11 protein-coding genes are annotated in these 12,755 nt (G+C 30.8%); 7 read left to right on the forward strand and 4 right to left on the reverse strand.

The features are described from left to right. Window positions 1–88 precede the first annotated feature (88 nt). On the reverse strand, window positions 89–1,714 hold the full coding sequence (gene pruA, locus CXF68_RS05715; protein WP_101043377.1) for an L-glutamate gamma-semialdehyde dehydrogenase: 1,626 nt from the start codon (window positions 1,712–1,714) through the stop codon (window positions 89–91). Between the two features lie 405 nt (window positions 1,715–2,119). On the opposite strand from pruA, the gene CXF68_RS05720 reads away from it, so the two are divergent. From CXF68_RS05720 to CXF68_RS05730, 3 genes are read left to right on the forward strand one after another with little or no spacing between them, the layout of a single operon-like run. Then, window positions 2,120–2,791 (forward strand): hypothetical protein, encoded by a 672-nt coding sequence (locus tag CXF68_RS05720; protein WP_101043378.1) that lies wholly within the window; start codon window positions 2,120–2,122, stop codon window positions 2,789–2,791. Window positions 2,792–2,799: 8 nt separating this feature from the next. Continuing rightward, window positions 2,800–4,518, forward strand: coding sequence for a hypothetical protein (locus tag CXF68_RS05725; RefSeq protein WP_157821862.1), 1,719 nt, complete (start codon window positions 2,800–2,802; stop codon window positions 4,516–4,518). Window positions 4,519–4,522: 4 nt separating this feature from the next. Next, the gene (locus tag CXF68_RS05730; protein WP_101043380.1) at window positions 4,523–5,854 is read left to right on the forward strand and encodes a hypothetical protein; all 1,332 of its coding nucleotides are present in this window, start codon (window positions 4,523–4,525) and stop codon (window positions 5,852–5,854) included. A gap of 1 nt (window position 5,855) precedes the next feature. On the opposite strand, the gene CXF68_RS05735 is transcribed toward CXF68_RS05730, so the two are convergent. Genes CXF68_RS05735 through CXF68_RS05745 form a run of 3 tightly spaced genes read right to left on the reverse strand, consistent with a single transcriptional unit; the run spans window position 5,856 to window position 8,628 of the window. Then, a complete protein-coding gene (locus CXF68_RS05735) occupies window positions 5,856–6,971 on the reverse strand; it encodes a DUF3667 domain-containing protein (protein ID WP_101043381.1) in 1,116 nt (371 codons plus the stop codon). Continuing rightward, window positions 6,971–7,357, reverse strand: a complete 387-nt coding sequence (gene apaG / locus CXF68_RS05740; RefSeq protein ID WP_101043382.1) for a Co2+/Mg2+ efflux protein ApaG — start codon at window positions 7,355–7,357, stop codon at window positions 6,971–6,973. Before apaG ends, CXF68_RS05735 begins: the two co-directional genes overlap by 1 nt. A 50-nt stretch (window positions 7,358–7,407) precedes the next feature. Next, window positions 7,408–8,628, reverse strand: a complete 1,221-nt coding sequence (locus tag CXF68_RS05745) for a DUF5103 domain-containing protein (protein ID WP_101043383.1) — start codon at window positions 8,626–8,628, stop codon at window positions 7,408–7,410. Window positions 8,629–8,785: 157 nt separating this feature from the next. Here CXF68_RS05745 and CXF68_RS05750 point away from each other — a divergent pair, with 157 nt between their 5' ends. Genes CXF68_RS05750 through CXF68_RS05765 form a run of 4 tightly spaced genes read left to right on the forward strand, consistent with a single transcriptional unit; the run spans window position 8,786 to window position 12,737 of the window. Then, entirely contained in the window at window positions 8,786–10,138 is a 1,353-nt protein-coding gene (locus CXF68_RS05750; protein ID WP_101043384.1) for a Na(+)-translocating NADH-quinone reductase subunit A, read from the forward strand. Between the two features lie 3 nt (window positions 10,139–10,141). Next, window positions 10,142–11,347, forward strand: coding sequence for an NADH:ubiquinone reductase (Na(+)-transporting) subunit B (locus tag CXF68_RS05755; RefSeq protein WP_101043385.1), 1,206 nt, complete (start codon window positions 10,142–10,144; stop codon window positions 11,345–11,347). Window positions 11,348–11,349: 2 nt separating this feature from the next. Next, the gene (locus tag CXF68_RS05760; RefSeq protein ID WP_101043386.1) at window positions 11,350–12,090 is read left to right on the forward strand and encodes a Na(+)-translocating NADH-quinone reductase subunit C; all 741 of its coding nucleotides are present in this window, start codon (window positions 11,350–11,352) and stop codon (window positions 12,088–12,090) included. Window positions 12,091–12,092: 2 nt separating this feature from the next. Further along, window positions 12,093–12,737 (forward strand): NADH:ubiquinone reductase (Na(+)-transporting) subunit D, encoded by a 645-nt coding sequence (locus CXF68_RS05765; protein WP_101043387.1) that lies wholly within the window; start codon window positions 12,093–12,095, stop codon window positions 12,735–12,737. The last annotated feature ends 18 nt before the right edge of the window (window positions 12,738–12,755 follow it).

Genomic DNA, 12,755 nt, shown 5'->3' on the forward strand with positions numbered 1-12,755 from the left:
AATATTGTTAAAGAAATGCTAGCGTTTTTTGTAAAGAAAAACCCCATCAAAATTTGATGAGGTTTTTTAAAAATATGTTACTTAATTCTTATCCTAAGAAAGAATATTTATAATCAGTTGGTGTTACAAATGTCTCTTTAATTAAACGAGCAGATGTCCAACGTAATAAGTTCTGAGGAGAACCAGCTTTATCATTTGTTCCAGAAGCTCTTGCTCCTCCAAATGGTTGCTGACCTACAACTGCACCAGTTGGCTTGTCGTTAATATAAAAGTTACCAGCAGCGTTTTCTAACGCTTTAGAAGCTTTTTCAACAATGTATCTGTCTGTAGAGAAAATTGCACCTGTTAATGCATATTGAGTAGATTCATCTACTAATTTTAATGACGCTTCCCATTCCGCATCTTCGTAAACGAAAATAGTCATAACAGGTCCGAATAATTCAGTAGTCATTGTTGCATATGTTGGCGACTTCGCTACAATTACAGTAGGCTCAATAAAGTATCCCTTAGTTTTATCATGACCACCACCAATAATTACATCAGCGTTTGCGTCAGCTTTAGCAGCATCTAAGAAACTAGCAATTTTATCGAAAGAACCTTCATGAATAACTGCATTTACGTAGTTAGAAGGGTCTTCTGGAGATCCCATTTTTAATTCAGAAGCTTGCGCAATTAAATGACCTTTAACTTCTTTCCACATTGAAGCAGGGATGTAAGCACGTGAAGCTGCAGAACATTTTTGACCTTGGTACTCGAAAGAACCTCTAGTAATTCCTGTAGCAACTTGTAAAGGATTTGCTGAGTTATGTGCCCAGATAAAATCTTTACCACCTGTTTCTCCAACAATTCTTGGGTATGTTTTATAAATGTCAATATTGTTACCAATTTGTTTCCATAAATGTTTAAAAACATGTGTAGAACCTGTAAAGTGTAATCCAGAGAAATCTGGAGAAGCTAATACAGTATCAGTAATCATTACAGGATCACCATAAACAACGTTAATTACACCGTCAGGTAAACCAGCTTCTTTAAATAAATCTACAATTACTTGTGCAGAGTATGCTTGATGATCAGATGGTTTCCAAACAACAACATTACCCATTAAAGCAGCAGCAGCAGGTAAGTTTGCGGCAATAGATGTAAAGTTAAAAGGTGTAATTGCATATACAAAACCTTCTAAAGGTCTATATTCAACTCTGTTCCATATTCCAGGTGCAGAATCTGGTTGCTCTTTAAATATGTCAATCATGAATTCTACATTAAAACGGAAGAAATCAATCATTTCACAAGCAGCATCAATTTCTGCTTGGTGTACATTTTTAGATTGTGCAATCATTGTTGCAGCATTCATTTTTGCTCTATAAGGACCAGCTAATAATTCAGCAGCCTTTAAGAAGATAGAAGCTCTTTCCATCCAACTAACGCTAGACCATGCTTCTCTTGCAGCTAATGCTGTAGAAATTGCAGTATCTACGTGCGATTTATCAGCAATGTGATATTGACCAACAACGTGTTTATGGTCGTGTGGAGGTGTAATATTTCTGGTATTACCAGTTCTTACCTCTTCACCATTAATGTGCATTGGCACATCAATATTGCTATTAAACATTTCTTTATATTTTGCTAAAAGTTCTTCCCTTTCAGGAGAACCTGGTGCGTAACCCTTAACAGGCTCGTTTACAGCAGCTGGAACGTTAAAAAAACCTCTTCCCATTTTAGTATGTTGTTTGTTAAATTAGATTTAATTTTAAGGGAACAAAGTTAAGTTTATTTTTAGTAATAATTAAATAGTTTTTAGTTCTCATTTACCGAAAGGTAATACAATATTTACATGGTAATTTATTTACCTTTAAGAACCTATCGTTTTATATAGGGTTTAAGTGTTGTAGACCATAAAAAATAAGAATATTAGTTGTAGTTTTTAATAGAATATTAGAACTTTTTTGAATATGTAATAATGTTAAGTGTTTATTTGTAGAAATAATAAATGTAACTTGTTTTTTGATGAAATATGATAAAAAAAATGCGAATTGGAATCTAATTGTTACATAATCTTCATTTATGGCTACTTGTAGGGATATAGAAACGAAGTTTTTTATTATTTTTGCAATAAAAAATTATGTGTAAAAAACGACTGTTATTCTTATCTATAATCTCACTCTTTTTATTTACAGGATGTTTTGAGTTTGTTGAGGAAATATCTTTTAATAAAGATGGTTCTGGAGCAGCTATGTTAACAATAAACTTAAGTAAAAGTAAAACCAAGATAGCATCGATAATGTTGCTAGATAGCGTTAATGGATATAAAATACCATCAAAAACAACGATTAAAAATAAACTATCAGAAATTGTTCAAAAAATAAAAAGAACTAAAGGGGTTCATAATGTAAAAAGCACCTTGAATTTTGATGAATTTATTGTTACGCTGTCTTGTGATTTTGATAATGTGGATGCTCTTAATACCGTTTTGTCAACGTTTAGTTCTAAAAAGCAAGCACTGGCAATAAAAAAGAACAAACACTTTACGTATAATAAAACTGAAAAAACATTTACTCGTAGTCATCATTTTAATTTAGGTAAAGAGTTTCAGAATACAAAAATGAAAGATCGTGAAGTTTTTGAAACAGCCACTTATACAGGTGTGTATCGCTTTGATGGATCTGTAAAATCGTGTACAAATAAACAAGCTAAAATTTCTAGAAGTAAGAAGGCTGTAATGTTGCGAATTAAAGCGCAAAATATAATAACGAACAAGCAAACTATAAAAAATAAAATTCAACTTAATAATTAAAAATGACTATGAAAAAAATTATTGTAACACTACTATTAGTACACACCTTTGTTGCTATGCAAGCGCAAAAGTTAGAGAGTAAAGTGCCTAATAATGCAGATATTGTTATTGAAGCAAATGCAGAAAATTTATTTAAATTAATTAATGTTTCTGACATAAATAATAACATGTTAGGAGAGGAGATATTAAAAAATATTAATAGAAGGAGAGAAAACAAAGTAACTTCAGTAAGTAAAACGGGAGTTAATATAAAATCAAACGCATATTACTTCTTTCAGAAAACGGATAGTATATCATATCATACGATTTTAGTAGAGCTTAATGATAGAAAGTTATATGAATCTATGCTGAAGAAAAGGAATGTAGAGAAAATACAAAAAGAAAATGGGTATAGTTTTATTAGAGGAAGTAGAGAGGTAACAATATGGAACGATAAGCTGCTTTTAATTGTTAATGCTCAGAAATCATATAGTTACTTTAAGAAACATAAAGAGCGTTTTGAGGCTTTAAAGGAAGAAGGAGAATCTATGTACGCTGTTAAAAAGAGATTTTCAAAATTATGGACATTAAAGAAAGCTTTTTCAATTTTAGAGAATAATGGTTTGTCTAGTTCTATAGCAACCAACTCAAGTTTTCAAAAAGGTAAGAAAAAAGGTGCGTCGGCAACTCTTTGGGTTCGTAATTATGGAATGTTAATGTCTGATGTTATTGGGTCATTAGGTAGCAGTGTTTACGGGGCTATGCCTTATTTAAGTCTGCAAAAAGGTAATAACATATACGGGATAGAAGAGGTTACAGCTAATTTATTCTTTAATGAAAGTAGTGCAAGTATTTCATTAGATATGTTTATTAGTGATGATATGAAAAAATCTTTCAAAAAGATTTATAATAAAAAAATGAATAACACTTTGATTAATAGTTTTGATCATAATAAAGCTTTAGCTTTTTGGAGTGTTTCTATGAATACGGAAGAGTTACTTCTTGAGTACCCAGGAATGATGGATAAGATGTACGGAGGTATGTTGCCAAAGTTTAAAGAAGAAATTGATATTGTAGGAGATTTATTATCATTAGTATTAGATGAAAAAGCGATTGCTGAATTATTTACAGGTGATGCTTTATTTGTTTTAAATGATTTTTCGGAACAAGATGTTAGTTACACTAGTTATAAATATGATGATGATTATAAGCGTAAGGCAATAGTTAAAACCAAAAAAATATTAGTTCCTGACTTTACATTAATGATTGGGTCAGAGAAAAAAGAATTGCTAAACAAGATGTTTAGATTAGGGAAAAAACATAAAGCTGTAAGTGAGTTTAATGGTGTTTTTGAATTTGATAAAAAAATAGGGAAACTTCCTTTTAACTTATACGCAGTTGTTAAAAATAATGTTTTATATGTAACAACATCAAAAACAAGAGCTGTTGGTATTAGAGTCGGTAGAGGTGATTACAAGTCTACTAAATATCGTAAATTAATAAAAAATAATTCTAGTGTGTTATATACAGACGTAAATAGGTTAATTGAGAATTTGCCTACAAATTTGTTTGGTAGAGATGAAAGAAAAATGAGTGCTTTTTCTAAAGAGAATGTCAAAGATGCTTACTTTAAAGTTTCAAAAGTAAAAGGAAATAAAATGTCTTCAGAATTAAGATTAAATACAAATGGTAAAAATGGAAACACGTTAAAAACGTTGTTTAAGTTTATAGACCATATGGCAAAGTAAATAAATGATTAAAAAAATAGTTTATACTGTTATAATTATATTTGGTATATTATTTACAGTTGGGTATTTTAGATATAACCCAACTGTAAATTTTACTAAAGAGATACCTGTTTATGCAGAGGCAATTGTTCGTGTTAATTTACGTGAAATTGAATATACTATTATAAAGGATGTTGTAAAGCATCCTTTTTTGTATTTTAAATCAACGAGTAGTTCATCTAGTTCTAAAACTAAATTGTCTTTATTTGATCAGATAAAGATGCCAGTAAACCTTCTTTTTTATACAAATTACAGTCGTTTAAAAGATATTTGGATTAGTAGCGTTGTTGAGGTAAAAGATAAGAGTAAGTTAGCGTCGTTTTTTAAACAAGAAAATTATATTAAAAAAAGGTTTGAAGGTATTGATTGCTTTTTTTATAAAAACAATGTTTACATTCTAGATAATAACAACTTAAGAATACTGTTTGGTTTTGGTGGAATTACTAAAATTGAAGAGGAAATAAAATTTATTTTACAAAACAAGGCTTATTTAAAAGAAGGAGATAAAACTTTTTTTAATGTAAAGAATAGTGATAAGCTTGTTACGGTGTCAACTAAAAAAGAAGGTTTTTTTGAATTAGGAATAGATAATGAAAACTTTTTGTTAAGTGGGGAATTGATAAAAGGAAATAGTTTGTTTTTACCTTATACAGCATTAAAAAAAACAAATTCTTTACTATCAGTTTCAGGAAGAGTTAAGAGTCATTTACTGTCTGGTTTGTTAAAAGAAGAACAAAAAAATAAGTTTAAAAAATTAACAAACTTATCATTAGATTCTATTACTAGTCATTGGAATGGTAATTTTGATGTTGAATTAAAATCTTTTGTTCATGAAAATGATACAATAGTAACATATGAGTATGACGATGATTTTAATAAAGTGGAAAAAATGACCATTCAGAAAAATACAATACCAGCTATTAATGTTAATATAGGAGGAAGTAGTTTGTTTGGTTATTTGTATTCTAAAGAAGCTGTTAAAAGGGTTGATGGCGATACTTTGTTGGTTGTAAACCCTTTTTTTAAAACTTACGCAGGTAAAAGGAAAAGTAACTTTTCTTTATCTTCAAAAGGAATTGATGCGAGTGATTTTCAAAGAGAGGGAGCTAACAAGTTTTTACTTTTTTTTGATGTAGATAAATACATGAAAGCGAAGAAGGGCACTTATGGTATTTCTAATAAACAGCTCTCTTTAGTAAAAAAGATTAATGCTTTTGTTACTAAAGAGAATAAAGTAGAAGTAAGAGTTTGTTTAAAAACCTCTCCTCAAAACTTTATGATTCAATTGCTAAAGTAATTTAATATAATGCAAAAGCTATAAACGAAATTGTTAAGGAGCCAAGTATTGCAAGTATAAAAAATATAGAATTAGCGATAAGGTATTTTATAAAAGTTTTAAAAATTTTTTGACCATAAAATTTCTTCATAGCCATGAATAAGTATATTGAAAAGAGTGTTAAAAATGCACCAAGTAAATATTCAGCATCTTTAAAAAAACCGATTAAATAAAAAATAGAAAAGAGTAAAAAGAAAACAGTTTGAGTGTGAAAAACAAAAACTAAATGTTCTACATAGGTGAATTTTCTTCTAATATAAATAATACGTAAAAATAACGTAAAAAGTGGCAATAGGATAAAAAGAGCAATTGAAGCATATGATAATATCTGACGAGAAAATTTTTGTGCTTCATCTTCTTTAGAAAGAAAAGAGTTAAATACTTTTGCTCTTGAGTATAAAAACCTGTTTCCGAAATCTTTTTTCAAATGCAAGCTATCTAAGGCGTTGTCAAGGCTTATTTCTGAATTTTTTTTCTGAAACTTCATGAACTTAGTAATTCTATCAGAGTCACTAAAGCCAATATTTAACATTGATTGATTAGGGTTTCCATCTATTTTTAAAGAATCAAATTTCTGCTTAATCAATTTTGCTTTAACTGAATCCTGTTTGTCGATTTCTTTGAAAACAACTTCTTGAATTGAATCTAAATTTACTTCGAGTGCTTTTATGCCGTTCTCGTCAATTTTTATTTTTGATGTTTTTTCTTTAAAAGACTTTCCGTTTTGTAGCTCGTTAAATTTGTTATAACTTTCAGTAACTCCAATGATTAAAAAGAAAATAACAGATACGGTAAGATAGAATCTAAAAGGGTTAGAGTATCTGTCTCTTTTGCCTTCAATATAATCTTTAGATACTTTACCTGGGTTTATTAATAAGGGTATTAATGTTCTCCAAAATTTAGCATCCCAAGAAAAGAAACCTGCAAAAACCTCACGAATAAAATTACTCAATGTGATTTTTTTTCCTTTATTTTTTTGGCCACATTCAGGACAATAATTTTCATTCTTAGTAAATGGATAGCCGCAATTTAAGCAATTAGGTTCTTGTATAATTGCAACCTTATTTTTCTTGACCATTAATTTAAAATAGGAGTAGAGGTTAGTTTGAATGTTGGTATGGTTACTAGAAATTCTTCTGAGTTTTCAAAGTTAATCATTTTGTAGTTTCCTTTCATTGCCCCAATGGGTGAGTGTAAAAAACAATTAGATTTATAGCTGTATGTTTCATTCGGTTTAAGAATAGGGGTTTTACCAATAACACCAATTCCCTCAACATATTCTGTGTTGTTAAGTGAATCTAAAATTACCCAAAACCGTTCCAAAAGTTTTACGGTATCTTTTGATTTATTTTCAATTGATACGTAGTAACTAAAAGAATAATATTCTTGATCTTTATGCTGTATTAGACCATTAAAAGTGGTCTTGACGGCTATTTTTATGCCTTTTGTTATTTGTTGAAACATCGCCTAAATATAAACTTTTTTATGATTTAGTCAACTTTTACGGCTATAAATCACCTATTTTGGTTAAAATATCCATTTCCTACACCAATAACTCTGTCGTACATTTCACCAAAAGGTTTGTAATATATAATTGCAGTGTATTCATTTTCAGTTTGATAAAAGGAGCCGTCAATTTCGTTTAAATCAATAATTCCATTATTACTTAGTGTAGCGTAGTTATAATTATAAAATCCTTGTTTAAATTTAATTGTTGTTTGGTACATTTCGTTAGCAGCATTGTACTTCATTTTATTTTCAGTAGATAGTTGGTAGTTGTTAAAGGCTCCATATACAAAAACATCTTTGTTTTCTAAAGGTTCAAAAGCATCTAAAGAAAAATGAACCATTGAATAGTCAGCCTCTGTGTTAGCATCGTTAGCTTCTAAGGTTCTCACAACAAATTGTCCATTTATGTCTGGGTTATAGGTGTAGGTTTTATCAATTCTTTCTTCATCACTATATAGGTAGCTATGGTAGATTTCTTTTCTTTCAGTTTTGGCTATATTTAAACTAGTGCTTCGTAAATATTTACTATCAAAGTTTAAAAACTCATTCCCTCCAGAGAAATTTGTTTTAAGTGTGTGATTGTATAATAGTTGTTGAGGTTTTATAAACTGAGGTTTAATGTTGTTAATAGCAGTGTTCCAATTGTGGTTTTGAATTAAAACAGCATTAATTTCTTGGTTAGCGTTGTTAATTGATATGTTTTGATGATTAACCGAAAACTGAATTGTTTGTTTTTTGTTGTTTGATTTTGTGTCTCTACTTCTAAAAACGGCAACTCCAACCATGGTAATATCTTCGTAAAAAATACAACGTCTAGAAAAAACGACTTCATAATCTTCATTTAAAATGGAAATTAAATAATTTCCACTTTTTGTAATAATCGTATTTTGATTCGGAATTTCAACTGAATAATGCGTGTAGGGCTGTAATGTGTTAAAAGAATTAGTAACGTTGGTTATTTCATTTTCATCAAAACCATCAATATATTGATTTGATGTTAAGTTGCTAGATTTCCAATCATGAGTCATATGCTCAATTTTATACTGATATTCTTTATTGTCAGCATCTAAATCGTCAAACGATAATTTTAAAACTTCTCCTAATCGCACAATTGCCGAATACTGATTCGTATTGTATTTTGGACGTAACTGAATTGTTTTAATGTTTTGAGCATTTATTATTACAGAGAATGCACAAAATAAGAAGGTTAAAAGTAGTTTTTTCATAAATGCAAATGTATCAAAATGTAAGCCAAAGGTAACTGATTATTTAGAACAGGTATAAATAAAGAGTTATTCAAAAGATAAAAATACAAATTCGTATCCAAAAAATTCAAAACCTGTAAATTTGCTTGTTTTTAGAAAATCAATTTAATCAGTTCCTATGTCAAAAGACATCCGTATTAAGAAAGGCTTGGACATCAAGCTCGTTGGCGACGCAGAGCAAATAACTACAGAACTTTCGTTAGGTAGCTTGTTTGCAATTAAGCCAAGCGATTTTCATGGCGTTATTCCAAAAATTTTAGCAAAAGAAGGTACCGAAGTAAAAGCAGGTCAAGCACTTTTTTATTCAAAAAGTGATGAACGCATTTTATTTTCTAGTCCGGTAAGTGGTAAAATTACAGAAATCGTTCGTGGAGCCAGAAGAAAAGTTTTAGCATTTAAAATCACTGCTGATGCACAGCAGGAATACAAAGATTTCGGTAAAAAAGATATTGATGCAATGTCAAGCGAAGAAGTGAAAACTCACTTACTTGCTTCAGGTTGTTGGCCATTTGTAAAACAACGTCCTTACGACGTGATTGCAAATCCGAATCAAACTCCAAAATCGATTTTTGTATCTGCCTACGCAAGTGCACCTTTAGCAACAGATTATGATTATGCATTAAAAGGTAAAGAAGCTGAATTACAGGCTGCTTTAACTGCGCTAACAAAATTAACAGAAGGTAAAGTACACGTTTCTGTTGCAAAAGACTCAATGTTGTCTCCGTTTAAAGAGATGAAAGGAGTTGATTTGCACAACGTGTCAGGACCACACCCTGTTGGTAATGTAAGTACTCAAATAGCACAAATTAGTCCTATTAATAAAGGAGAAGTTGTGTGGGTAGTTACACCACAAGATTTAGTGGTAATTGGTGAGTTATTGTTAACTGGTAAATTTAATGCTAAGCGTACAATTGCTTTAGCAGGATCTAAATTTAGCAAGCCACAATATGTTACTGCTTTAGCAGGAGCTAATATAGCTGAACTTGTAAAAGGAAATTTAGAAGCAGACAACGCTCGTGTAATAAGTGGAAACGTATTAAGCGGAGCGCAAGTTGGTGAAGAAGGATATTTAGGATACTATGAAAACATGGTAACTGCAATTCCTGAAGGAAATGATTATGAACTGTTCGGTTGGAATAAACCTGTTTTTAATAAGGTTTCTACATCAAGAGCATTTACATTTTCTTGGTTAAACCCAAAGAAAAAATATGACTTAAATACAAATACAAACGGTGAGCACAGAGCATTTGTGGTTACAGGATCGTATGAGGAAGTATTTCCGTTAGATATTTTTCCAATGCAATTATTAAAAGCTTGTAAGTATCAAGATCTTGACGAAATGGAAGGATTAGGAGCTTATGAAATTGCACCAGAAGATTTTGCAATAACAGAATTTATTTGTGTGTCTAAACAGCCTCACCAGAAAATAATTCGTGAAGGATTAGATTTAATGAGAGAAGAATTAGGATAAGATATGGGCTTAAAACAAAACTTACATAATTTAAAAGAAAAATATAAAGGCACTAAGATGGCACCTGCGTTTAACGCAATCCACACCTTTTTATATTTGCCAAATGAGACAACTCACGGAGGAACTCATATAAAGGCCGCTGATGATTTAAAACGTACAATGAACATAGTAATTATGTCATTAGTACCGTGTTTAATCTTCGGAATGTTCAACGCAGGTTATCAACATAACGCTGCTGTTAATGGATTTACAGAAGGAATGTCTTTCTTTAGTGGAGATTTCTGGAATATGAGTAATTTCTTAATTGGTTTATTTAAAATTTTACCATTAGTAATTGTATCATATGTTGTTGGTTTAGCTGTTGAAATTATTTTCGCAATAATTAAAGGGCACGAAGTAGAAGAAGGATATTTAGTTACAGGAATGTTAGTTCCTTTAATTGTACCTATCGATTTACCTTTATGGATGTTAACTGTAGCCGTAGTTTTTGGTGTAGTTATCGGTAAAGAAGTGTTTGGTGGTACAGGAATGAATATCTTAAACCCAGCATTAACAATACGTGCATTTTTATTCTTCGCATATCCAACTTGGATGTCGGGAGATAAAGTATGGGTAGAAGGAGCAAGAGAGTTAGCAGGAACTGCTGATGCCATTTCTGGTGAAACAGTTTTAGGAACTTTAGCGCAATCACAACCAGTAACACATTCGGTTTCTGATATGTTCTTCGGATTTATTCCTGGTTCAGTAGGAGAAACATCAACCTTATTAATTTTATTAGCAGGGTTGTTCTTAATTTTTACAAAAATTGGAAGTTGGAGAATAATGTTATCTGCAGTAATCGGAGCTTTAGTAATGGGATTCATTTTTAATCAAGTAGTTGGTTTAGGATGGATTGGTGAAACAAGTAAGTTTTACGGATTAATGAGCTTAGATTTTTGGAAACATTTATTAATTGGAGGTTTTGCATTCGGAGCTATATATATGGCTACTGATCCAGTATCAGCATCGCAAACCAACAAAGGAAAATGGATTTACGGTTTCTTTATCGGATTTATTTCGATTATGATTCGTGTATTCAATCCAGCATATCCAGAAGGAGTAATGTTAGCTATTTTATTAATGAACGTTTTTGCTCCAACAATTGACCATTATGTGGTTCAAGGAAATGTAAAGAGAAGATTAAAACGTGCTAAAGTTAAAACTGCCTAATTATGAGTAAGAGAACAGACAGTAATGGATATACGCTACTTTTTGCCATTGGTATGGTATTAATAGTAGGTGCGTTGTTAGCTTTTACAGCTTCATCGCTTCGCCCAATGATTGATGCAAACAAACGTATCGAAAAGCAACAAAATATTTTGTATGCTATGGGTGTAAATGATAATGATGAAAGTAGTGCAGTTTTTGTATCTAAAGACAAAGTAGCTGGTGAGTTTGCAAAATACATTAAAAAGCAATTAGTTATTGAAGGTGATAAAATCACTGAAAATACTGAAGCATATTTAATAAATGTAAAAAAAGAACAAACAGCTGCAAAGGCAGGAAATGTAAGGAAATTACCATTATTTGTAGGAGAAAAAGATGGTAAAACGTTTTATATCGCGCCAATTAGAGGTAAAGGTCTTTGGGATGCTGTTTGGGCATATGTTGCAATGGATAAAAACATGGTGGTTCAAGGTGCTTTTTTCGATCACAAAGGAGAAACACCAGGTTTAGGAGCTAACATTAAGCAACGTTACTTTATGGATGATTTCATTGGAGAAGATTTAATGAACAATGGTTCTTTTAAAGGAATTAAAGTTTCAAAATCGAACAATGATCCAAAGAACGAAGATAAAAATGATAACGAGGTAGATGCAATTGCAGGTGCAACCATTACAGGTGATGGAGTTGCAGCAATGATTAAATCTGAATTAGGTTTATACGTGCCTTACTTTAAAACATTGAAATAAATATGGGACTTTTATCAAAAAAAGACGCAGTATTAATTACAGATCCGTTATTAGATAACAATCCAATTACGATTCAGGTATTAGGTATCTGTTCAGCATTAGCAATTACAGCAGAGCTTAAAGCTTCTATTGTAATGGCAGTTTCTGTATTATTTGTACTAGGTATCGGAAACGTTGTTATCTCTTTAATGAGAAACATTATTCCATCAAAAATTAGAATTATTGTACAGTTAATTGTAGTTGCAGCTTTAGTAATTATTGTTGATCAAGTATTAAAAGCTTTTGCTTACGAGTTAAGTAAAACTCTTTCGGTATTTGTTGGGTTAATTATAACCAACTGTATTATTATGGGGCGTTTTGAAGCGTTTGCTTTAGGAAACGGACCATGGAGATCGTTCTTAGACGGAATAGGAAATGCATTAGGTTACGGTGCTATTTTAATAGCAGTAGGTTTCTTTAGAGAGTTGTTAGGTTCTGGTACTTTATTAGGATTTAAAGTATTAGGAGATCCAATTGAACTAACAGGATTGTATGCTTTCGGATATGAAAATAACGGATTTATGTTATTATCACCAATGGCATTAATTGTTGTAGGTATTATTATTTGGATACAACGTAGTAGAAACAAAGCACTAATCGAGGATTAAATCCTCTTCAATATCTCT

It is taken from the genome of Tenacibaculum sp. Bg11-29, assembly GCF_002836595.1.
GTDB lineage: Bacteria > Bacteroidota > Bacteroidia > Flavobacteriales > Flavobacteriaceae > Polaribacter.